Below are 22,398 nucleotides of genomic sequence, written 5' to 3'. Positions count from 1 at the left end.
GCACCGTGTTTCTCGTGTTTTCTTGGCCGGAATTAGAATATACCATGTACAGATTCGGAACGCAAGCTTTATTTTCAATAAATTATATTCAGTCTCTCGTATAGCTATTCACTTAATGCCGGAGTTATTTAAGATCCCTTCAATCCTTATTAAACACTCTCTTCCCAGAACATGTGATTCACCTTTCCTCCATGGATAATCCGCATGTTCCTCCCGCCCTATCCGATTATATGTTACTTCAATTTCTCCACAGGCATCTTTCGCGGCCATAAGCTATAACTGAAGCTGATTATAAAATCGATCCCCAGTATAATCCCCCATACTCTTATGAGATTAGAAAATGCCGCAGTACGCTCCGTATCCCCAATCCACCAGATCATCGCGAGCAAGAACAAGCTACCTATGCCCCAAGCCAATAGATGTCTAAGCCATCCCACTCTTTCACGACTAGCATGCTCGCTACCATACACCTTGCTGCTCCGAGGATTATCCCCTCCCTTAAACCAGTAAAGGAAATAACGATCAGCCCAAGCGATCATCTGATGACCATAAGCAATACTCACACCTATATATGTAGCTGCAATGCCGTGAACCATACTTGCCGTAGCACCCCGTTGAAGATCCATCACCGTCGCTACCATAAGAAGAACATCCACAATGGGCGTTGCCATTAACAGCGCGACCCCTGTCCGTTTCATCCCAAACAGATAACGCACACTTAGACCTGAAGCGACAAATACCCAGAAGGCAATCTCACATCCAATAATAAAATAGGCAATCAAACGATTCACTCCTTTTATAATACGAATGTATTAAATATAATTTAACACGTTTGTATTATAATAATCAACAATGATATAATCTTTTTATGCCTAAAATAGTTGATCACGATAAACAACGTCTGCTCGTAGCCGAAGCGGCTTGGCGTGTCATCCGAAGAGATGGCATGGAACAGGCCTCCGTTCGAAATATTGCGGTAGAAGCTGGAATATCGGCCGGGTCTATGCGCCACTACTTTTCAACCCAATCAGAACTACTCCTATACGCAATGAATCTGGTATCCGAACGTGTATCGAATCGAATCACACAGATTTCCTTTGATGCATCTCCTTTGGAGAATATGAAGCTTCTGTTGTTAGAACTCTTGCCAAGTACGGATGAAAAAATGGCCGAAATGGAGGTGTGGTACGCTTTTACAGCCAAGTCCAAGACTGACCCTGTTCTCAAAGAGCATGCCGACAAAGTATATGATGAACTCAGACACGCGATGGCTAAAGTTATCACCTACCTCATGGAACTCAATCTCTGCCGAACAGACATCGACAAGGAACTGGAAATTGAAAGGCTGTACGCACTGGTCGACGGTTTGGGTATTCATGCGATTCTTCGTCCTGACCAGATGAACACCAAGATTATGGAGAACATCCTTACCACACATCTTGCAACGTTATGCCGGGATGCAGAATAACATTCGATCCCATAATTAAATACAGCTCAATCCTTCGTACCAGCAAGAAACAAGTAATTGCTTCTATGAAACAAAAAAACCGTCAGGCATTAGTTGTAACTAACCTATTCCATGATAGGGTTAGTCCTAGATGCGTGACGGTTTTTCTTTTTATCCAATAATAATCCGGCCCTCCGGATGGCGATACAGCTTTTTCTCTTTGCGCGGACGAAGCGCGTATGCAATGGTTAGTGGTCCAATACGTCCGATAAACATCGTGAAGGCGATAATCACTTTTCCCCATACCGTTAATTCATGTGTTACTCCCACCGACAGACCTACTGTCCCAATCGCCGAGGCCGCTTCAAACATAAGTGAAAGGAACGGTGCATCCTCTGTGGTAAGTAGTAGCATTACTACAACCATGAATATGATCAAGGAAACCATAATAATCGTCAATGCTCTCATCAGCAAATCTTTCGGAACACGCTGACGGAAAAATACAATATCTTTATTGCCACGAATCATGGCATACACCGCTCCAATCATGATCAGGAACGTTGTCGTCTTGATCCCACCCCCGGTTGATCCCGGAGATGCCCCAATGAACATCAACAGAATGAAGAAGAACTGAGTGGCCTGCCTCATCTCGGTAATATCAATGGTGCTCGTACCCGACGAACGTGTAGAGACCGATTGGAAGAACGAGGCGTATATCTTTTCACTCCAACTTAGAGACGCCAGTGTGTGTCCATTGGTGAACTCAAATACAAACAGTACAATTGCTCCAATACCAATCAGTGCACCTGATACGGACAATACCAGTTTGGACTGCAACGATAAGCGACGGCGCTTGCGGAACTCAAACAAATCATTCAGCACCACAAAGCCGAGTCCACCCGATACAACCAGCACGGAAGCTGTCAGGTTAAACAACCAGTCCCCTGTATAATACTGAAAACTGTTGCCAAACAGATCGAAACCACCATTATTAAATAATGAAACCGAGTGAAACGCCCCATAGTATACCGCCTGCCAAAAGGGCATCTCCGTTGCCCAGCGTAGTGCCAATATAACAGCAGCCACCCCTTCAATGGTAAACGAAAAAATGAGCACTTTGCGGATAATACGTACAATGCCTTCCATACTGTCAGCGTTGATAGCCTCTTTCAGCAGAAGCCTGTCCTTTAGCGAGATACGCTTACCCAATACTAATGCAAACAACGTTGCGATGGTCATGAAGCCAAGTCCACCTAGCTGCATAAGCACCATAATCACGATTTGACCAAACAGGTTGAAAGTCGTCCCTACATCCACAACGACCAGCCCGGTTACACATGCAGCAGAGGTAGAAGTAAAAAGCGCATCAATAAACGCCAAATGCTCGCCGCTTTGATTGGAGATAGGTAACATGAGCAGAATCGTACCGATCATGATAATAAGCATAAAACCACCAACCAGAATCAATGGGGGTGATAGGAATTTAGCAATGTGAAGCCTAAACTTCATGGAGGGCACCTCTTTTAACATAATACAAGCAGGTAGGCGAACAAATTCTGTCACCACACTTTGGTAAGACATGTTGTTTCGACGAATCTGTCACTTCGATGCCTATGTAAACCTAAAGAGGAACTTGCCACCAGCATCATACTGAACGGCAGGTTCCTCTTCTATTATGAACGAGTTAAACGTTCCTTATTTAATCCTGTGTACGAGGACGCATATGCGGGAAGAGCAGTACGTCACGAATAGACGGCGAGTTGGTCAACAACATGATCAGACGGTCAATACCGATCCCCAGTCCACCTGTTGGTGGCATACCATATTCGAGCGCACGGATGAAATCATCATCCATTTCGTGTGCTTCGTCGTTCCCGTGTTCTTTCTCCAGCAATTGTGCCTCAAAGCGCTGACGTTGATCGATTGGATCATTCAGCTCCGTAAATGCATTTGCATGCTCACGTCCAACGATAAACAGCTCGAAGCGGTCCGTGAAACGTGGATCTGAATCGCTCTTCTTCGCCAGCGGAGAAATCTCAACCGGGTGCCCCATAATAAAGGTTGGTTGAATCAATGTCTCTTCTACAAAATGTTCGAAGAATGCATTCAGAATATGACCAAATGTCATATGCTTTTCAACCGGAACTTTATGTTCTTTCGCCAAACGATGAGCTTCCTCGTTCGTCATGTGCACGGAGAAGTCCACGCCTACAACTTCCTTAACCGCGTCTACCATCGTTACACGGCGCCATTGTGGTGTAAGATCCACTTGATAGTCTGCATATTGGATAACTTGCGTACCAAGCACTTCCTGTGCGATGTGAGCAACAAGATTCTCAGTCAAACGCATAATATCCTGATAATCGGCATATGCCTCATAAAGTTCAATCATTGTGAACTCAGGGTTATGACGTGTCGACATCCCTTCATTACGGTATACACGGCCGATCTCATATACCTTCTCCAGACCGCCTACAATCAGACGTTTCAGGTGAAGCTCAATCGCAATCCGCATGTACAATTCCATATCAAGCGCATTATGATGCGTGATGAATGGACGCGCAGCGGCACCACCAGCGATGGTGTGCAGCGTCGGAGTTTCGACTTCCAGATAGCCCAGAGAATCTAGGTAACGGCGCATCGACTGAATGATTTTGGAACGAGTAATGAAGGTCTGCTGCACCTCACGATTCATAATCAGGTCAACATAGCGCTGGCGGTAACGCAGCTCTACATCCGCGAGTCCATGATATTTATCCGGAAGTGGGTAAAGTGACTTGGACAATACTTCGAGATTTTGAACTTTAACCGAAGTTTCACCTGTCTTGGTTTTGAAGATTACCCCAGAGACACCTACAATATCCCCTAAATCGAGCAGGCTGAACGCGGCGTATTTGTCTTCCGGTACAGTATCCTGACGAACATAGATCTGGATTCTGCCGCTCAGGTCCTGAATATGTGCAAAGCTCGCTTTACCCATTCCCCGCTTCGCCATAATCCGTCCGGCAATACTGACTTCGATGTGCTTCTCTTCCAGCTCTTCCTTGGTCAGTTCTTCATACTTCTTCAGAATGGAGCCGGCTTCTTCCGTACGTACGTATTTTTGGCCAAAAGGGTCGATCCCCAATTTGCGGAGCTCGTCCAATTTGTCGCGGCGAATTTGTAAAAGCTCACTTAGTTCGGTTTCGGTTTCCTGATTCAAGACTTCATCCGTCATGATCTATATTCATCTCCTTATTTACATTGCAGGCATCTTCAGAGGTATTCTGCCTCAAATGTTGAAAAAAGCTTCCCTAAGGAAGCTTTTGTCTCTGTACCCGACTGCTTCATTGCTTATATTACTTTTTGATGTCTACAATTTTATATTGAATTACGCCAGCAGGCACACTTACATCAACAACCGTACCTTTTTTCTTGCCCAGAATGGCTTTGCCAACAGGGCTTTCGTTCGATATTTTGTTTTGCAGCGGATTGGACTCCGCAGAACCTACAATCGTATATTCCGTGATATCACCGAATTCCAGATCTTCTACAGTGACTGTTGCACCCACGCTTACAGCTTCGGTATCGATCTCGTCGCTGTTGATAATCCGTGCGTTCCGAAGCAATTTCTCCAACGTAATAACGCGGCCTTCAATGAAAGCCTGTTCGTTCTTCGCGTCTTCGTATTCGGAGTTTTCACTAATATCTCCATACCCGATGGCTACCTTAATCCGTTCAGCCACTTCGCGGCGCTTCACTGATTTCAGCATTTCCAGTTCTTCTTCAAGCTTCTTAAGACCCTCTGGTGTAAGGATAACTTCCTTATCGCTCATCTCAACCGATTCTCCTGTCATGGGAATAATTTGATTGCACGGCAACGGAACCAGTGCTGTTTACAGAGCTCCGCCCGCATACATCTTCAAAACTATATGAAGTTCTCCGGAGAAACAGAACGTTCCTCCTGATGCACTAGCCTTATGACGCACATGGCGAATTTATACTGTGAAATTATAGGGTAACGGTCTCGAAAAGTCAATGTTACGCCCCCTATAGCTGTAAACGTTTTACAGCAGGAGATCAGGATGCATTTTCGGCTAGTGCTGGTTCTGACTCCAGATTGCCTTCCATATGCAGCTGGCCTACAAAGTTCTCCAGAATGTGCACCATCTCATCACGTTTGGTTTCTTCCATAATAACGTCTTTGATACGGGCAGATCCTTTCAGACCTTTCAGATACCAAGCCAGGTGTTTACGCATCTCGCGAACAGCAACAGCCTCACCCTTCAGTGCTATCAGACGGTCCATATGCAATATGGCAACCCGAATCTTCTCTTCCCCATTCGGGTCAGGAAGCAGTTCCCCGGAACTCAAGTATTGAATGGTCCGATACAACATCCATGGGTTACCCAGGGCGGCACGACCGATCATAACTCCGTCACAACCCGTTTCATCCAACATACGACGGGCATCTTCCGGTGAAGATACATCTCCGTTCCCGATAACCGGGATGGAGACAGCCTCTTTGACATTTTTGATGTGTGACCAGTCCGCTGTGCCTGTGTAGAGCTGCTCACGTGTACGGCCGTGAACACTTACCGCTTGTCCGCCAGCACGTTCAACCGCAAGTGCATTCTCAACTACGTAGATATGCTCGTTATCCCAGCCGATCCGCATCTTGACTGTAACGGGCTTATCTACAGCGTCCACAACAGCAGATACCATTTCATAAATTTTGTTCGGATCAAGCAACCAGCGTGCACCTGCATCACAGCTCGTCACTTTTGGCACAGGGCATCCCATGTTGATGTCGATGATGTCAGCATTGGTTTCTTTGTCCACAATTTTGGCTGCTTCTACGAGGGCTTGACGATCTCCCCCCCAAATTTGCAGGCTCAGCGGTTTCTCACGCTCATCTACAAATAACATCTCACGTGTACGCTTGTTACCATGCACGATGGCTTTGCCACTAACCATCTCCGCACATACGAGGCCTGTTCCAAATTCTTTTGCGATCAGACGAAAAGCCGGATTACACACGCCAGCCATCGGCGCAAGTACAACCTGGTTTTTCATTTCAATGTCACCAATTTTAAGCATGGTAGTCGTTCCACTCCTTTTTAAATCCGACTCTTGCATGAATCCTGGTTGTGTTTTAGTTTGTATAAAATAAACGAATAATGACGATATTTTCTTATTAGTAAAAAGCGACCTTAGTTCCCCTGTAACTCCTCAATGCTGATCGACAGCACCCCGGCAATTAGATTCAGCTCCCGTTCAACTACTTTGCGGTTGCCTCGTTCAATCATACCCAGAATGGCCAGCGATATGCCCGTCTCAGCAGCGAGTTCCTGTTGTGTTAAACCTTTCAGCTTCCGGAAAGCCCGGATTCGATTGGCCAATTGCACGTTTTCCAAAGCTGTATTCCATCCTTTCCATCCAGTACAGACAACGATGATTGTACAAAGGTATACAAACCTGAATGCTCATCTTCGGTTACGATATCAGCCAGTGGCACCAATACAAACGCCCGTTCACCCATCCGTGGATGTGGTAATTGCAGCCGGTCGGTATCACTCGTCTCTCCATCCATCCAAAGCAGATCCAAATCGACTGTACGAGGGCCCCAACGGATATCACGAACCCGCCCAAGCCGTGTTTCAATATCCAGCAGTTCCGTGAGCAGCTGCTCCGGCAAAAGTGTAGTCTGTACCGCAGTTGCCATATTCAGAAACGCTGGCTGGTCCACATAACCTACCGGCTCCGTTTCATATAGCGCAGAACAGCGCAGGACAGATATATGAGGATGTGCATCCAACAACGTTAACGCCTCAAGCAGCGTCTGTTCCCGGTCACCCAAATTAGCCCCTAAAGCAATATAAGCCTCTGAAGATTCAGAGGTCGAATGTGCAATCATGATCGGTTCTCACTTTCTTGTGCGGCGAAGCTCTACAGTTACGCCCCCAAAATGAATATCGAAAGGCGGATGCGGCTTCGTCACCTTGACTGTCAGTGCATTGATAATAGTATAAGTGTCTAGTAAAGAAGATGCAATATGTTCGCCCAAAGCTTCAATTAACTGGAATGATTTATTTTCAACGATCTGTTTGACCAGCTCATGGATCTCCGCATAATTGATGGTTTTGGTTAAATCATCGTTACGCCCAGCCTCACCCAGATCCATATCGATCTCCAAATCAATATAATAACGCGCCCCCAGCTTCCGTTCCTCGGCAAATACGCCGTGATATCCGTAATACTCCATTCGATGCATTACCATTCTATCCATAAGTTCCGCCTGCCCTCTATATAATGAATTCATGGTTCGATGTTTGTTCTTATTGCAAAACGCTGCGCTTCCACTGCACGGGTCACTTGACCCGCCAGCATCATTTCCTCCGCAAGCCTGGAGATGCATACAACATGGCATCACACATGTCCACCGTGCGCCGAATCGGCTTCACATCATGGACCCGGACCATCTGGCATCCTTGGGCTATGCCAAAAGCAACCGTAGCGGCTGTACCCTCCAGCGCATCATCCGCCTGTACCTGTAAGGTGTTCTGAATGAATCTTTTACGCGAGGTGGCAAGCAAAACGGGATAGCCCATCTCATTGAGCAACCGGAGCGATGACATGAGCACTAGGTTTTCGTTCAGATCTTTCACGAAGCCAATGCCCGGGTCCAGAATAATCTGATCGGGATGTACTCCGGCCTCTAGCGCAATCTGTATACTCTCCTCAAGATTACGGACTACATCAACCAAATAGTTGGTATAGTCTCGTTCTTGCCGGTTGTGCATTAGGATCAGAGGACATCCCAGTTCTGCCGCAGTGCGTGCCATCTCCGGGTCAGCCTTGGCACCCCACACATCATTGATGATGTGCGCTCCAGCCTGAATAGCCTGGCGAGCGACATCCGCTTTATAGGTGTCTACCGATATCGGAATATGTGGAGCCTGCTGCCGCAGTGCTTCAATGACCGGAATGATCCGGCTGAGCTCTTCATCAGCGCCAACGATATCTGAACCTGGACGTGTAGATTCCCCGCCAATATCAATGAGATCCGCGCCATCTTCCATCATCTGAATGGCGTGAGCCACTGCACGCTCCACATTGATATAACGTCCCCCATCCGAGAAGGAGTCCGGTGTGACATTCAGAATGCCCATAATAAGTGTACGTGTGCCAAGTTTTAGCTCTGCTGGACCCCACGCATAATTCCGTTCATAGATGACTGGTGTAAGTGTCATGAAGTATACCCCGCTTTCTGCCGGTACATACCCAGAAGTACTTCTGTAACCGGGCCTATATGTCCGCTGCTGATTACCGTTTCCGTTCCATCCTCATCCCGCAATGTAGTAATTGGAACGATTTCAGCAACAGAGCCTGTCAAAAAGATCTCATCTGCCTGTAACAGCTCCTCCCAAGGGAACAATCCTTCCTGGCAAGGTATTCCTTGGTGAACTGCAAGCTCCAGTACAACGGCTCTGGTGATTCCCGGCAAAATGCCAGTCGCAAGTGCTGGCGTGTAGAGTACGCCCTGTCTCACCCAGAACACATTGCTGACAATCCCCTCAGCTATGTAGCCATCTCGAGTTAATTGCAGACCTTCCGCACTTTGTACATGCTGCCCGTATCCGTTCAGTTCCCGTTTCGCCAAGATGCTGTTCATGTAATGCAGCGATTTGAACCGCACTTCTCCTTCAGGCGTGTTACGGGGCGTCGACAGACGTTGAAGCATTTTACCATTTTCATATAGAGATGGAGAGGGTCCAGGTAGTGCTTTTGCCAATACGATATGATTGGGTTTCACATAATCCCCCGAAGGTAGCCCCAGCGGGGCTTCGCCCGCAGATACCGTATATCGCACATAGGCATCCTGGAGTTCGTTAGCAAGCAGCACACTTTTGATCCATTCCGTTACCTCCGCTGCTGTTGCTGTGAAAGGAATGCCCAGTTCACGACACCCTGCAGCCATCCGCTCCAAATGACGTTCCAGCAGAAAAGGAACTCCCTGATACGTTCGAAACGTCTCGAACAATCCGAGTCCGTACAAAAAGCCGTGATCCGTCACCGGAACCACGGCTGCCGCCATATTGACCAATTCTCCGTTTATCGCGGCATATTTCATCTCTATACCTTTACCTGCTGAGACAGGAAGTTACGCAGCATTTGATGACCGTGATCCGTAATGATGGATTCGGGATGGAACTGAACACCTTCAATCGCATATTCCTTGTGACGCAAGCCCATAATCTCGCCTTCCGCCGTCTCGGCCGTAATCTCCAGACAATCTGGCAGACTGCTGCGCTCCACGATCAAAGAGTGATAACGCGTTGCCGTAAAGGGAGATGGTAATCCGGTAAATACGGATGTTCCGTTATGATGCATCTCCGATGTTTTGCCATGCATCATGCGGTCCGCACGAATAACATTACCTCCGAAAGCCTGTCCAATCGCCTGATGTCCCAGACATACGCCAAAGATCGGAATACTACCCTTGAATTGATCAATGACCGCCAGACTAATGCCTGCCTCATTCGGAGTACAAGGACCGGGTGAGATCAAAATATGATCAGGTGCCAATGCCTCGATGCCTGCCAGATCAATTTCATCGTTACGGCGAACTTCCACCGTCTCCCCCAGTTCACCCAGATATTGAACCAGGTTGTACGTGAAGGAATCATAATTGTCGATAACCAGTATCATATCGTTGTTCCTCCTGTTCTTCCGTCCACACAGGGGACGGCTGCTTGATTATTTTAATTTAACGGCTTCAGCTTCCTCGCTGTAATTCACAGCCCTCATCATGGCTCTTGCTTTGTTCCGGCACTCCTTATATTCCCGATATGGATCGGAGTCAATAACGATGCCTGCTCCTGCCTGTACATATCCCACTCCATCTTTAATGGAAAGTGTACGAATGATGATGTTCAATTCCATATTGCCACTGTAGTCCAGCCACCCAATCGAACCTGTATACGGTCCACGACGCACAGGCTCCAGTTCTTCAATGATTTCCATGGTGCGAACTTTGGGTGCACCCGTAATCGTTCCACCTGGGAACGTCGCTGCGATTACATCAAATACGGATAGTCCCTCGGCCAGCGTTCCCTCAACTTGAGACACCAGATGCATAACATGCGAATACTTCTCGATCGTCATCAGTTCAGGCACATGCACTGATCCATAAGCTGCAATTCGTCCGATATCATTCCGCTCCAGATCGACCAGCATAATATGCTCTGCCCGCTCCTTCTCACTGTTCAGCAGCTCAGCGGCCATCAACTCATCCTCAGCTTCATCCCGGCCTCTTCTCCGTGTTCCTGCGATCGGACGAGCACTCACCTTGCCATGATCCACTTTGACTAGCAATTCAGGCGAACCGCTCACCAGTTGGAAATCCGGACTACGCAGCAATCCCATGTAGGGAGAGGGATTTACTAGACGAAGCCATTCATAGATGTGCTCTGCACTGGACTTGAGACGTTTTTCCTGCCGCAAGGACAGATTCACTTGAAACACATCCCCCTGCCGGATATATTCCTGCACTGTACGTACCGCCTGCTCAAAGTCCTCTTGAGGAAAGGAGGTGTGCCATCCTTCCGTTTCCCGCTCCGAATCCGCTGATTGCGCAGTGAGATGAATGTGGCTATGGCGATGCTCCAATGCCTGCTGCTGCTCTTCCGCCTGGGCAAAGCCCAGAATATGCAGCCATCGCTGCTGCATGGCTGCTGCTCGCTCTTCTGCTTCTGCGTACAGCTTGCGAAGCTGAGCTTCATCCTGATCCGGCTGTACAGTCAGATGAACCATGCAGAACAGCGCCTGCTGTTCATGATCATACGCCCATATTTCTTCAAAACGCATCCACCAATAATCCGGAAGTGCCGGGTTGTCTTCTGCCAAGGTTGGCAGCTTTTCCAGGGATCTGGCTACGTCATAGCTTAGATAGCCTGCACATCCACCACCAAAGTCTGGAGCCCCGCTCACCTTTGGTGCCTTGTATGGCGCAGCCCACCTTTTTAATACTTCAAGTGGTTTACCACCGTCCGTTCGGGTACCTCCTTGAATAAGATCATGAATAACAGCTTCGTTGCCCTTGCCGGAGATAACGGATACCGGGTTTAATCCCAGAAAGGTATACCTTCCGCCTTTACCATTCTCCAACACCATTGCATAGGGTGACGCCTGCTGCCAGGCTGCTTCCCACGTTAACGGTAAACCGCCATGATACGGTCCCTTATCCGACTTAATCATATACGGCATCATGGTCCAACCTTTTCCGGCCCACTCTGTCCAGTCGGCGTATGTTGTCATCAGGTGTGTCATTGCGGTTTGCCGCCCTCCATCTGTCACTAGTTCTATTGTCTGATAGTATACTAAAGCGCCGCTGCTTTTAAAAGCATTCAGCAAAAAATCCTCCACACCCGGCATGCGGGCAAGGAGGATTTGTTTCATCACTTGTTAGGCTTAAGCTTCGAAGTTGTAAAGTGGTGTACTGAGGTAACGTTCGCCGTTACTTGGCACGATCACGACAACGCGTTTGCCTGCACCCAACTGTTTAGCCACTTGCAGACCTGCGCGGATGGCTGCACCGGAAGAAATACCGGATAGAATACCTTCTTCCTTCGCTACCTGACGAGCCGTCTCGAACGCATCATCATTCTCGATGTGAATGATCTCGTCATAGATTTCCTGATCAAGAATCTCAGGAATAAAGTTAGCACCGATCCCTTGAATTTTGTGAGGACCCGGTTTGCCACCTGCCAAGATTGGCGAAGCTGCTGGTTCAACGGCAACGATTTTAATCCCAGGGTATGATTCCTTCAATACTTCACCTGTACCTGTAATCGTTCCGCCTGTACCGATTCCTGCAACGAAAGCATCCAACGTACCGCCTACAGATTGAATAGCTTCAACAATCTCAGGGCCAGTCGTTTCACGGTGGATCTTCACGTTAGCTTTATTTTTAAATTGCTCAGCCATGAAATAAGATGGATTTTCCTTAAGCAATTCCTCAGCTTTTTTAACTGCACCATTCATACCTTCGGCTCCCGGTGTGAGCACAAGCTCAGCTCCATAGGCGCGAAGCAGGTTACGACGCTCCATGCTCATCGTTTCCGGCATAACAATAACAGACTTATAGCCTTTGGCTGCAGCCACCATAGCCAGTCCAATTCCTGTGTTACCACTTGTTGCTTCGATAATGGTATCACCCGGTTTCAGCTTGCCTTCTTTTTCCGCTTCTTCCACGATGCTAATCGCGATACGGTCTTTGACGCTTGAACCTGGATTCTGGTATTCCAGTTTCACGAATACTTCAGCACTGCCTTCAGGTACGATACGGTTCAGACGAACAAGCGGAGTACCTCCGATAAGTTCTGTTACGTTATTAACTACTTTAGCCATATGAATGCCCTCCTTAGTGGGATGAATACTACTTAAGTCCTGTTGCCATATACATGTGTGGCCGAGCAGCCTCTAGATGTTATAGAAGAACTTCGGAAATCCGCCTGAGTTCATTCCGTCTGCAATAAATCGGACAGAACCTGGGTTTTCGAAGATTTCTTTGTTCATATAAATGGTTTTATTCCGAGTAAATGAGTAGGTTTTTGATTATTTTTATCTTATCAACGTTACACCCTATTGTCAATATGAGTACTCAAAAAAATACTCCGCCCTGGGCCCTAAGGCCGTAGACAGAGTATTTTTATCAAGATGCAGTAGGACATTCGTTTGCAGGATAATCAGGATGCCGGAATTTCAGCGATGATGACAGCTTCATACTTGCTCCGCAGCCTTTCCTCCACCTGGGGCAGGGGATCAGCCTGGCTGAGAGCAAGCTGCATCCGAATTTCTTCGCGAACCTCTTCTGCAGGTTGCACCTGACGCTGTTGTTTGTCATTCATTTTAATGATGGCGTATCCTTCTTCCACCTTCACCGGCCCTGCAATATCGCCAACGTCCAGTTGAGCTGCAAGTTTGAGGATCGCTTCGGACTGAAACGGATCGTTCTGCTCAACCCATCCCAGACGACCACCCGCATCACGGGAGTAAGTGTCCGTCGATTCATTACGCGCGGTTTCTTCAAAGTCTGCTCCCTTGTCGAGCGCATCCAGGACTGATTCAGCCTGTTCCTCTTCCTTCAATACAATGATAGACAGATCATATTTTTCTGGGGAAACATAGTCTTCATGGTGTTCGTTCCAATAATGCTCAATATCTGCATCCTTGATCTGTATACCGCTCGTCGCGATTTTCTCAAGCAGAAGTCGGTATCCTGCCTCCAACTCAAGATCTTGCCTGGATAAACCCAGTTGGGACTGCATCTCGTCAAAATATGCCTTCTCCGAATCATATCCATCCATGGCCGCGGCAAGTTCCTTCGCAATTTCTTTGGGAGTCACCGTCAGATTACGATCGAGCGCTTCTGCATATACAGCTTTACGATTGAGCATCTGGAGCAGCAATTCACTGCCATAGCGCCGTTTCAATGCCTCGGTCCATTCCTTGTCGGTGATGACCTCCCCATTGATCGTTGCTACCGCATTTCCCTCTTCTTGATTGGTATCCTGAGGCGAATCTGCTCCTTCACGTCCATTTCGTAAGCCTTGCACAACCATAACCGAACCCATCACCAGCATTCCAAGCGTCAAGACAATTACAGCCGCCCATAACCCTTTTTCCTGTCTTGTCATTCCGCGTCCCGTCCCCGCATAAAATCAGTTCTTGGCTTGCTCTAGGATGGTTTCAAGTTGTTCCTTGTTGAAATCGTAAGCCTCATTGCAGAATTGGCAGACCACTTCAGCCTGGCCTTCTTCCTCAATCAATTGTTCCATTTCGGATTGACCCAGACTGATCAACGTTTTCTCTACCCGCTCACGTGAACACTCACAGTGGAAATGAATATCCATTTCGTCCATGACCTGTACATCAGGCAGTACGCGACGAAGCAGTGCTTCCAGTTCAAGCCCCTCAGCCAACAGAGACGTCACTGGCGGCATTGTACCAATGGCATTTTCAATCACCGTAATCTCATCATCCATCAAACCTGGAAGCAACTGTACAATGAATCCACCGGCTACAATAACCGAATTATCGGTATCCACTAGTACACCAACGCCTACAGCAGAAGGCGTCTGCTCCGATTTGGCAAAATAGTACGTAAAGTCTTCGCCAAGTTCCCCTGAAATAATCGGCACACTGCCGCGATAAGGCTCTTTCAGCCCCAAATCCTTCGTTACGTTCACGAATCCCTCTGTTCCGACTGCGCCAGCAACGTCCAGTTTGCCCATACTGTTGCTCGGCAGATGTACATGCGGATTGCTTACATAGCCACGAACTTCACCCTTCGCATTAGCATCGGCAACAATCTGTCCAATGGGGCCGTCGCCTTTGACTTGAATTGTCAGCTTCTCTTCTCCCTTAAGCATAGCCCCCATAATGGATGCTGCTGTAACCGTACGCCCCATAGCTGCTGTAGCCGTGGGAAACGTATCATGTCTTCTGCGCAATTCCTCAACCAGTTCCGTCGTTTGAACAGCAAAGGCCCTAACCCGTCCGTTCATTGCTGTACCGCGAATTAACCGGTCTTGTTTGTTGTTGTTTTCCAAGTCATTCAGCCTCCTTTGGCGTAATCGCCAGTTATAGAAAAAACGGCATAACATATAAGACTGTAACCTCAGCCCGCTGTTTGCCGTCTCTGTTCTTACCTTTCCCGGTTCCGCTCATAAACGATACGCAGCCCTTCAAGCGTAAGCAGCGGATCCACTTCATCGATGCTGCGTGTTTCTTCTGCAATCAGCTTGGCAAGGCCTCCGGTTGCAATGACTCTAGGCTTGGCTCCCATTTCCTCGCGAATACGCTCCACAATGCCGTCCACCTGTCCTGCATAACCAAATATAATGCCGGCCTGCATCGCATGAATGGTGTTGCGACCAATGACTTTCTTGGGCTTCTCCAATTCAATACGAGGTAGCTTGGACGCTCGTTCATAGAGTGCTTCGGTTGCAATATGGATGCCGGGTACGATAGCCCCACCCAGATAATTTCCTTTCTCGTCAATACAGTCAAATGTAGTCGCTGTACCAAAATCGACCACAACGAGAGGGCCGCCATACTTCTCAACGGCTGCTACTGCATTAACAATGCGATCCGCGCCAACTTCACGAGGATTCTCATACCGCAGGTTCAGGCCGGTTCGAATACCAGGCCCAACGAGTAGCGGTTTTTTGCCTACGTATTTCTCACACATGGCTTCAATCACATTCACCAGTGGTGGAACCACGGATGAGATGATCACACCTTCAATGTCGCGTGTTGAAATCCCCGACATATGAAATAAATTATAAATCAATACGCCGTATTCATCCACTGTCGACTGACGGGATGTACTCAGGCGAAAATGGTGGAGCAACTCCCGGCCTTGATACACGCCGAGTACGATATTGCTGTTGCCCACGTCTACCACAAGAATCAAAGAGGTTCACCCCTCTTTCTTTTCGTTTAAATCCAGGCTGATATCCAGGCTCTCAAAAGAGTAGGTTAACCTGCCAACTGAAATTACATCCACTCCGCTCTCTGCAATACCACGAATGGTATTTAGCGAGACGTTGCCCGATGCCTCAACTTTCACATGCGGAGCCTGCTCACGAATAAGAGCGACGGCCTCACGCATCCGATCTGGGTGCATGTTATCCAGCATAATGATATCTGACCCAGCCTGCAAGGCTTCTCTGACCTGTTCCATGTTTTCGGTCTCTACTTCAATGGTCATTGTATGCGGAATGACGGCTCGCGCACGCTGTACCGCTTCAGTGATCCCGCCTGCGCCCTTGATGTGGTTATCCTTAATCATGACGGCATCATAGAGACCGAACCGATGATTTGCTCCGCCACCAACCCGCACTGCATATTTTTCAAGCAAGCGGTGTCCCGGTGTTGTTTTACGAGTATCGACCAGTCGTGTAGAAAGGCCTTCCAGCGCGTCAACATAAGTACGTGTACGGGTAGCGATACCAGACATGCGCTGAAGCAGGTTAAGAGCCAGACGCTCTCCTGTCAGCAAGCTATGTGTGCTTCCTTCTACCTCAGCCAGAATCGTACCATGTGTAACTGCATCACCGTCTTTTACCATTGGTGTGAACGCAAGACCAGGATCCACTACCTGAAACACGAGTTCTGCTACCGTAATTCCTGCAATGATTCCATTGTCTTTGGCATGTATAACGGCCTTGGACTGACTGCCAGCGGGAATCGTCACATTTGTTGTGACATCCCCTGCACCAACATCCTCACGAAGCCAGTTTTTGATTGATTCGATGAGTCCTTCATTATATCCGTTCAGTATCATGACATCAATTCCTCCACAATCGCTTGTTCTCGCTGCTGCAGACTATGCTTCTGCCATACGGCTTCGTCACGCTGCGGGAAATCCTCACGGTAGTGGGCTCCCCGACTTTCCTCGCGGTGTAATGCTCCAGTGGTAACCAACCAGGCACAGGTCAAAAGGTTGGCATATTCCATCTCTTCTTTGTGAGTAAACTTCTGATCAAAAAATTGCAGTTCTTGTTGCAGTTTCTCTATTGCTGCTTGCAGGTTAGCGCCATTCCGGCGCAGCCCCACTTGACGCACCATCATTTTTTGCAGACGCAAGCGTCTTTCGGACACCGGCTTCTGCTCTTCCTTTATGATCCTGCGAATAGTTGTTAATGTGGGAATATTTGTCTGGAGTGAAGCAAGCGGAGGAAGGGATTGAATACGATCCACGATTCTCCGGCCAAATACGATTGCTTCAGACAGAGAGTTGCTCGCCAGGCGATTGGCTCCATGTACTCCAGTAGAAGATACCTCACCGCAGGCAAATAACCGGCCAATGCTGCTCTCCCCACTGAGATCCGTCTTCACTCCGCCCATCATGTAATGTGCAGCAGGAGCAACCGGAATCCAGTCTGTGGTCATATCCAGTCCGTATCGCATACAGGTCTCATAAATAGTAGGAAACCGATGCTTAATCATCTCCGCCGGTTCATGAGTGATATCCAAATATACAAAGGTGCTGTTTGTCGATTCCATCTCACTGACAATTGCCCGCGCGACGATATCACGTGGTGCCAGTTCAAGCTGTGCATGATACCGTTCCATGAAGCGCTCGCCTTTCACATTGCGCAAATAGGCTCCTTCGCCACGTACCGCCTCGGACACCAGGAAACGTGGTGCTCCCGGATAACAAAGGGAGGTCGGGTGAAATTGAATAAACTCCATGTCCCGGACAACTGCCCCGGCACGATAGGCCATCGCCACACCATCTGCTGTAGCCACTTCCGGATTAGTCGTATATCGATACAATTGTCCAGCTCCGCCAGAGCATAGTACGGTTGCCTCTGCCTTCACAAATACTTGTGAGCCGTCAGCCTTCTGAACCAGCGCACCTACACATTCTCCCTGCTCTGTAATCAGGTCAATGACAAAATGCTCATCCCACACTTCAATCCCCGGATGTTCATTCGCCTGTGCAGCCAGTGCACGCACAATCTCATATCCCGTTGCATCCCCATTGGCATGCAAAATACGGCGGTGGCTGTGCGCACCTTCCTGCGTCAACGCCAACTCGCCGTTCTCCAGATCAAACAAAGTACCCAGTCGAATCAGTTCTTTCACTCCGTCCGGGCCCTCGTTCACCAATGCTTCGACTGCTTCGGAGCGGCATAATCCCGCTCCTGCAACAAGTGTATCCTGCAAATGGTAGGCAGGTGAATCATCCTCAGCAATAACCGCAGCGATTCCTCCCTGCGCATACCGGGTGTTACTATCCAGTAACGACTTCTTCGTGATCATCAACACACTGCGTTGTTCACTCGCCTTGATCGCAGTAAACAAACCAGCAATGCCCGAACCAATAACCAGCACATCCGTCTCCACCATCGGCAGCGCGGACAGATCAAAATCCACTAAATATTGCGGTATCATGTTATTTCACCTGTCTTGGAGCAAGAGTAGCGCATGCTACTTCACCAGTAACATGCGCTCTAGTGATTCTCTGGCTTTGTCGGCAACCGCTGGCGGTACGTAAATTTGCGGCTTCATCGTTTCCAGACATTTAACCAGCTTTTTCAAGTTGTTGACCTTCATGTTCGGGCATACGAGGAACTTGGTAGCAAAGTGGAATTGTTTATCCGGGCTATCGAGACGCAGTTGGTATCCTGTACCATCCTCGGTACCTACGATAAATTCTTTAGCGGACGAATTCTTACAATATTCCAGAATGGCGGTTGTGCTACCTACGAAGTCACCCATCTCTACAACCTCAGGACGACATTCCGGGTGAACAACGAACTCGGCATTTGGATGCTTCGCTCTCATCTCAACCACGTCTTTGACCGTCAGCATATCATGGGTATTGCAGTAACCTTCCCAGATAATCATTTTCTTGTCTGTATGTTGTTGCACATAATGTCCCAGATTTTTATCCGGTACCCAGATGATTTCATCGGAATCAACAGATTGAATGACTCTGACAGCATTGGCCGATGTACAACAGATGTCGGTCTCTGCCTTGATCTCAGCTGAAGAATTGATGTACGTTACAACTTTGGCATTCGGGTGCTGTGCTTTCAATTTACGTAAGCCTTCAACGTTCACCATGTCTGCCATTGGGCAGCCTGCACGCTCGTCGGGGATGATAACCGTTTTGTTAGGGGCAAGAATTTTAGCGCTTTCACCCATAAAATGAACCCCGCAGAAAACGATAACATCCGCATCGGTTTGTGCCGCCTTCTGGGCCAGCAAAAACGAATCTCCCCGGAAATCAGCGACCTCCTGTACCTCGTCACGTTGATAATAATGGGCAAGAATAATGGCATTACGTTCCTTCTTCAACTCCATCAGCCGCTCGCGCAGCTCCCGGTTCATCTCAGCCTTGCGCTCTAAAGCCAGAGCTTCCACCTGTGATCCTCTCCTTATCGGGACAGCCTTATACGCTGTTTCATATGGCAAATCCAAGTCGTTATTTTCGCTTGAGAAACGAATCACAAGCGGTTTAACACCTAATGTACACAACGTTCACGACTCTGTCAATAAATGAAAACGCCCCAGAACAAGGGCATAACCGCCCATTTCCTACGTGGTTCGCCCTATAGCTCCCCGTTATCATTATCTATACAATTTAAAGGAATATATAAAAAAAGAGAGCCCGAAGGCTCTCTTTGTTCATCTGCCACTATAAACAGATGGTTGTTATAAATTAAGACGTTGGCTTCGTTCCACCATCATCCGGGTCATTGCTGTTTCCTTTGTCCAGATTCGGAGCTTCGTTAGGAATATCTCCGGCTGGTGGCTCAGGCGTTTCATCTTTGCCTTGGATACGGACGCGTACATCACCGATGTTGTCGATGATCGCCTCTCCGCTTTCGCTAGGCGTGCCTTCTCCATCATTGCTGTTCTCACTTTTTGGAGTCAGGGAACCTGTCTCAATCAATTCCTTGATCTGATCCATTTCCAATGTCTCCACTTCGAGCAATGTTTGTGCGATCAGATGCATCTCTTTCGAATGTTTTACGAGCAAGTCCTTACATTTCTCGTAACAATCGTTAATGAAGCGTTGCATTTCCTGATCAATCTCATATGCGATGGAATCCGAGTAATTCTGTTCATGACCAATATCACGGCCCAGGAATACCTGTCCCTGTGAACTTCCGAATTGCATAGGACCCAATTTCTCACTCATACCGTACTCCATAACCATACTTCGAACAATACCTGTCGCTTGCTGGAAGTCACTGTATGCGCCAGTACCAATTTCACCAATGAACAATTCTTCTGCAACACGGCCCCCAAGGAGTCCCGTTATTTTGTCCAACAGCTCCTGCTTGGTTACAAGCATACGATCTTCTTTTGGCAACATGATTACATATCCACCCGCGCGTCCACGCGGAATAATGGTAACTTTATGTACCATATCGGCATGTTCCAGGAAGTAACCTACAATGGTGTGACCTGCTTCGTGGTAAGCAATGATACGTTTCTCACGATCACTGATGACACGGCTTTTCTTCTCCGTACCTACGATAACACGGTCAATCGCCTCGTCTACCTCACGCATGGAAATATCTCTGCGATTACGACGTGCCGCAAGCAATGCCGCTTCATTCAAGAGATTTTCCAAATCTGCACCGGAGAATCCGGTAGTACGCTTCGCAATAATGTCCAGCTTCACATCTTTGGTGAGTGGTTTGTTGCGTGAGTGTACTTTCAGAACCGCTTCACGACCTCTCACGTCAGGGCGATCAACCGTGATTTGACGGTCAAAACGTCCTGGACGCAGCAAGGCAGGGTCCAGAATATCAGCACGGTTCGTTGCAGCAACGATGATAATACCTTCATTGGCTCCGAATCCGTCCATTTCAACAAGCAACTGGTTGAGTGTTTGTTCACGTTCGTCGTGACCACCACCAAGACCAGCACCACGCTGACGTCCTACAGCATCGATCTCATCGATAAAGATGATACATGGGGCGTTTTTCTTCGCATTTTCAAACAAGTCACGTACACGAGATGCACCGACACCGACAAACATTTCAACGAAGTCAGAACCGGAAATACTGAAGAATGGTACACCCGCTTCACCGGCAACAGCACGAGCGAGCAAGGTTTTACCTGTACCCGGAGGACCTACAAGCAATACGCCTTTAGGAATCCGCGCACCTACTGCTGCGAATTTACGAGGGTCCTTGAGGAAGTCCACGACTTCAACCAGTTCCTGTTTCTCTTCGTCAGCACCCGCAACATCTTCAAACGTAACCCGTTTCTTCTCTTCGTTATAGAGACGAGCACGGCTTTTACCAAAGTTCATTACTTTACCGCCGCCGCCTTGAGCCTGATTAAACAGGAAGAAGAACAGCAGGAACATAATGATCAAAGGAATAAAGGAAGTCAGCAACGTCAACCAGATGCTGTCACCTTTCATAGGTTCCTGATGATATTCAAAATTGTTCGTTTCGCTTGCAGCTACAAGCTCACTAATCGCCTCATCCGTAGGAGGAATATACGTTGAGAAATTTTCTGATTTGGCCCCGTCAGGTATCTTTCTGTATTGACCGGTCACGAGGTACGTCTGACCGTTGAATTGAACCGTCAATTCAGAGACGTTGTTGGCCTTGATTGCCGTGCGCAACTGATCATATCTAGGATTATCGGTGGCTTCGCCGCCATTGCTGACGAACTGGACTATCCCCACCACAACTAAAAAAAGAATCAAATAAAAACCAGAATTCCGGATGAACCGATTCATCCCCTACCTCCTCTCGAGACACTTTAATTATTTTAACATAGCCCGACATGGCTTCTCAACAGAAGCCACCAACAGATATGGGCTTGGAACTAGCTTAAGCATTAGTTGCTGTAAACTTCCGGTTTCAGAATCCCGATGTAAGGGAGGTTCCGGTACTTCTCGGCATAATCCAAACCATAGCCAACGATGAATGCGTCAGGAATGTCAAAGCCGGTGTAATGAGCTTCAAGTTCGACTTTGCGACCTGAAGGCTTGTCAAATAGCGTAACCACACGGACGGATTCAGCACCGCGGTTCTGCAAGAGTTCGATCAGATAACTGAGCGTGAGTCCACTATCAATAATGTCCTCTACAATCAGAACCTCGCGTCCCTCGACGGATTCATCCAGATCCTTAATGATTTTAACAACGCCTGATGATTTGGTGGAAGCGCCATAACTCGATACTGCCATGAAATCCATCTCAACAGGTACCGTAATGTTCTTAACCAAATCAGCCATAAATATAAACGCACCCTTGAGCACACAAATGACCAAAGGATTGCGATTTGCATATTCGGCACTTATTGTTGCGCCTAATTCCTTGATTTTACTCTGAATTTCTTCTTCACTGATCAATACTTCCTGAATGTCGTTCTGCAACTGTGCGAACCTCCTAAGTTATACATATGAAAGCCTTACCT

General features: G+C 47.9%; 22 protein-coding genes. 1 reads left to right on the top strand and 21 read right to left on the bottom strand.

The window, feature by feature from the left end; all coding sequences use genetic code 11:
- Nucleotides 1-233: 233 nt before the first annotated feature.
- Nucleotides 234-791 (bottom strand): hypothetical protein, encoded by a 558-nt coding sequence (locus BLV50_RS31475; protein WP_371129288.1) that lies wholly within the window; start codon nt 789-791, stop codon nt 234-236.
- A 77-nt stretch (nt 792-868) separates the two neighbouring features.
- Between BLV50_RS31475 and BLV50_RS31470 the strand changes: the two genes are divergently transcribed.
- Entirely contained in the window at nt 869-1,468 is a 600-nt protein-coding gene (locus BLV50_RS31470) for a TetR/AcrR family transcriptional regulator (protein ID WP_063568393.1), read from the top strand.
- 150 nt (nt 1,469-1,618) lie between these two features.
- Here BLV50_RS31470 and BLV50_RS31465 read toward each other — a convergent pair whose 3' ends face one another.
- The 20 genes from BLV50_RS31465 to hpt all read right to left on the bottom strand — a co-directional run bounded on the left by BLV50_RS31465 (nt 1,619) and on the right by hpt (nt 22,357).
- Nucleotides 1,619-2,956 (bottom strand): TrkH family potassium uptake protein, encoded by a 1,338-nt coding sequence (locus BLV50_RS31465; protein ID WP_063568394.1) that lies wholly within the window; start codon nt 2,954-2,956, stop codon nt 1,619-1,621.
- 190 nt (nt 2,957-3,146) lie between these two features.
- Complete coding sequence (gene lysS / locus BLV50_RS31460; protein WP_072735838.1) at nt 3,147-4,664, bottom strand: lysine--tRNA ligase; 1,518 nt, start codon at nt 4,662-4,664, stop codon at nt 3,147-3,149.
- Nucleotides 4,665-4,785: 121 nt separating this feature from the next.
- Nucleotides 4,786-5,262 (bottom strand): transcription elongation factor GreA, encoded by a 477-nt coding sequence (gene greA / locus BLV50_RS31455; protein WP_053778901.1) that lies wholly within the window; start codon nt 5,260-5,262, stop codon nt 4,786-4,788.
- Between the two features lie 244 nt (nt 5,263-5,506).
- Complete coding sequence (dusB, locus tag BLV50_RS31450; protein WP_090811973.1) at nt 5,507-6,526, bottom strand: tRNA dihydrouridine synthase DusB; 1,020 nt, start codon at nt 6,524-6,526, stop codon at nt 5,507-5,509.
- Between the two features lie 113 nt (nt 6,527-6,639).
- Nucleotides 6,640-6,843 carry a helix-turn-helix domain-containing protein gene (locus tag BLV50_RS31445; RefSeq protein WP_063568397.1) on the bottom strand — a complete coding sequence of 68 codons (204 nt, stop codon included), beginning with the start codon at nt 6,841-6,843 and terminating at the stop codon, nt 6,640-6,642.
- Nucleotides 6,795-7,343, bottom strand: coding sequence for a 2-amino-4-hydroxy-6-hydroxymethyldihydropteridine diphosphokinase (gene folK / locus BLV50_RS31440; RefSeq protein ID WP_064641383.1), 549 nt, complete (start codon nt 7,341-7,343; stop codon nt 6,795-6,797). The genes BLV50_RS31445 and folK overlap by 49 nt, the downstream gene beginning before the upstream one ends.
- A 9-nt stretch (nt 7,344-7,352) precedes the next feature.
- Nucleotides 7,353-7,715 (bottom strand): dihydroneopterin aldolase, encoded by a 363-nt coding sequence (gene folB, locus BLV50_RS31435; RefSeq protein WP_053778905.1) that lies wholly within the window; start codon nt 7,713-7,715, stop codon nt 7,353-7,355.
- A gap of 100 nt (nt 7,716-7,815) precedes the next feature.
- Nucleotides 7,816-8,679 carry a dihydropteroate synthase gene (gene folP, locus BLV50_RS31430; protein WP_090811971.1) on the bottom strand — a complete coding sequence of 288 codons (864 nt, stop codon included), beginning with the start codon at nt 8,677-8,679 and terminating at the stop codon, nt 7,816-7,818.
- Nucleotides 8,676-9,560 carry an aminotransferase class IV gene (locus tag BLV50_RS31425; protein ID WP_090811969.1) on the bottom strand — a complete coding sequence of 295 codons (885 nt, stop codon included), beginning with the start codon at nt 9,558-9,560 and terminating at the stop codon, nt 8,676-8,678. The genes folP and BLV50_RS31425 overlap by 4 nt, the downstream gene beginning before the upstream one ends.
- A 2-nt stretch (nt 9,561-9,562) precedes the next feature.
- The gene (pabA, locus tag BLV50_RS31420; protein WP_063567564.1) at nt 9,563-10,138 is read right to left on the bottom strand and encodes an aminodeoxychorismate/anthranilate synthase component II; all 576 of its coding nucleotides are present in this window, start codon (nt 10,136-10,138) and stop codon (nt 9,563-9,565) included.
- A gap of 48 nt (nt 10,139-10,186) precedes the next feature.
- Nucleotides 10,187-11,758 carry an anthranilate synthase component I family protein gene (locus BLV50_RS31415; RefSeq protein WP_090811979.1) on the bottom strand — a complete coding sequence of 524 codons (1,572 nt, stop codon included), beginning with the start codon at nt 11,756-11,758 and terminating at the stop codon, nt 10,187-10,189.
- Nucleotides 11,759-11,899: 141 nt separating this feature from the next.
- Nucleotides 11,900-12,838, bottom strand: a complete 939-nt coding sequence (cysK, locus tag BLV50_RS31410) for a cysteine synthase A (protein ID WP_063567563.1) — start codon at nt 12,836-12,838, stop codon at nt 11,900-11,902.
- A gap of 338 nt (nt 12,839-13,176) precedes the next feature.
- Nucleotides 13,177-14,127, bottom strand: coding sequence for a peptidyl-prolyl cis-trans isomerase (locus BLV50_RS31405; RefSeq protein WP_090811967.1), 951 nt, complete (start codon nt 14,125-14,127; stop codon nt 13,177-13,179).
- Between the two features lie 24 nt (nt 14,128-14,151).
- Nucleotides 14,152-15,042, bottom strand: a complete 891-nt coding sequence (hslO, locus tag BLV50_RS31400; protein ID WP_072735832.1) for an Hsp33 family molecular chaperone HslO — start codon at nt 15,040-15,042, stop codon at nt 14,152-14,154.
- A 95-nt stretch (nt 15,043-15,137) separates the two neighbouring features.
- Nucleotides 15,138-15,908 (bottom strand): type III pantothenate kinase, encoded by a 771-nt coding sequence (locus BLV50_RS31395; RefSeq protein WP_072735831.1) that lies wholly within the window; start codon nt 15,906-15,908, stop codon nt 15,138-15,140.
- A gap of 6 nt (nt 15,909-15,914) precedes the next feature.
- Nucleotides 15,915-16,781 carry a carboxylating nicotinate-nucleotide diphosphorylase gene (gene nadC, locus BLV50_RS31390; protein ID WP_072735830.1) on the bottom strand — a complete coding sequence of 289 codons (867 nt, stop codon included), beginning with the start codon at nt 16,779-16,781 and terminating at the stop codon, nt 15,915-15,917.
- Nucleotides 16,778-18,397, bottom strand: coding sequence for an L-aspartate oxidase (gene nadB / locus BLV50_RS31385; protein WP_090811965.1), 1,620 nt, complete (start codon nt 18,395-18,397; stop codon nt 16,778-16,780). Before nadB ends, nadC begins: the two co-directional genes overlap by 4 nt.
- A 36-nt stretch (nt 18,398-18,433) precedes the next feature.
- Nucleotides 18,434-19,372, bottom strand: coding sequence for a quinolinate synthase NadA (gene nadA / locus BLV50_RS31380; RefSeq protein WP_024633731.1), 939 nt, complete (start codon nt 19,370-19,372; stop codon nt 18,434-18,436).
- Nucleotides 19,373-19,670: 298 nt separating this feature from the next.
- Nucleotides 19,671-21,716: an ATP-dependent zinc metalloprotease FtsH gene (gene ftsH / locus BLV50_RS31375; protein ID WP_063567558.1), complete on the bottom strand. Its 2,046-nt coding sequence runs from the start codon at nt 21,714-21,716 to the stop codon at nt 19,671-19,673.
- A gap of 101 nt (nt 21,717-21,817) precedes the next feature.
- Nucleotides 21,818-22,357, bottom strand: coding sequence for a hypoxanthine phosphoribosyltransferase (gene hpt / locus BLV50_RS31370; protein ID WP_024633729.1), 540 nt, complete (start codon nt 22,355-22,357; stop codon nt 21,818-21,820).
- Between the last annotated feature and the right edge of the window lie 41 nt (nt 22,358-22,398).

This window comes from Paenibacillus sp. 276b, assembly GCF_900107875.1.
Classification (GTDB): domain Bacteria; phylum Bacillota; class Bacilli; order Paenibacillales; family Paenibacillaceae; genus Paenibacillus; species Paenibacillus marchantiae.
The sequence above is the reverse complement of the archived record's forward strand: the minus strand, read 5'-3'. Positions and strand labels throughout refer to the sequence as shown.

Excerpts from the sequence above, each read along its gene's own strand:
- nadB (WP_090811965.1), bottom strand. The coding sequence starts at position 18,397 with ATGATACCGCAATATTTAGTGGATTTTGATCTGTCCGCGCTGCCGATG.
- cysK (WP_063567563.1), bottom strand. The coding sequence starts at position 12,838 with ATGGCTAAAGTAGTTAATAACGTAACAGAACTTATCGGAGGTACTCCG.
- BLV50_RS31405 (WP_090811967.1), bottom strand. The coding sequence starts at position 14,127 with ATGACAAGACAGGAAAAAGGGTTATGGGCGGCTGTAATTGTCTTGACG.
- pabA (WP_063567564.1), bottom strand. The coding sequence starts at position 10,138 with ATGATACTGGTTATCGACAATTATGATTCCTTCACGTACAACCTGGTT.
- BLV50_RS31425 (WP_090811969.1), bottom strand. The coding sequence starts at position 9,560 with ATGAAATATGCCGCGATAAACGGAGAATTGGTCAATATGGCGGCAGCC.
- BLV50_RS31415 (WP_090811979.1), bottom strand. The coding sequence starts at position 11,758 with ATGACACACCTGATGACAACATACGCCGACTGGACAGAGTGGGCCGGA.
- folK (WP_064641383.1), bottom strand. The coding sequence starts at position 7,343 with ATGATTGCACATTCGACCTCTGAATCTTCAGAGGCTTATATTGCTTTA.
- ftsH (WP_063567558.1), bottom strand. The coding sequence starts at position 21,716 with ATGAATCGGTTCATCCGGAATTCTGGTTTTTATTTGATTCTTTTTTTA.
- greA (WP_053778901.1), bottom strand. The coding sequence starts at position 5,262 with ATGAGCGATAAGGAAGTTATCCTTACACCAGAGGGTCTTAAGAAGCTT.
- nadC (WP_072735830.1), bottom strand. The coding sequence starts at position 16,781 with ATGATACTGAACGGATATAATGAAGGACTCATCGAATCAATCAAAAAC.
- folB (WP_053778905.1), bottom strand. The coding sequence starts at position 7,715 with ATGGATAGAATGGTAATGCATCGAATGGAGTATTACGGATATCACGGC.
- lysS (WP_072735838.1), bottom strand. The coding sequence starts at position 4,664 with ATGACGGATGAAGTCTTGAATCAGGAAACCGAAACCGAACTAAGTGAG.
- BLV50_RS31465 (WP_063568394.1), bottom strand. The coding sequence starts at position 2,956 with ATGAAGTTTAGGCTTCACATTGCTAAATTCCTATCACCCCCATTGATT.
- BLV50_RS31470 (WP_063568393.1), top strand. The coding sequence starts at position 869 with ATGCCTAAAATAGTTGATCACGATAAACAACGTCTGCTCGTAGCCGAA.
- dusB (WP_090811973.1), bottom strand. The coding sequence starts at position 6,526 with ATGCTTAAAATTGGTGACATTGAAATGAAAAACCAGGTTGTACTTGCG.
- folP (WP_090811971.1), bottom strand. The coding sequence starts at position 8,679 with ATGACACTTACACCAGTCATCTATGAACGGAATTATGCGTGGGGTCCA.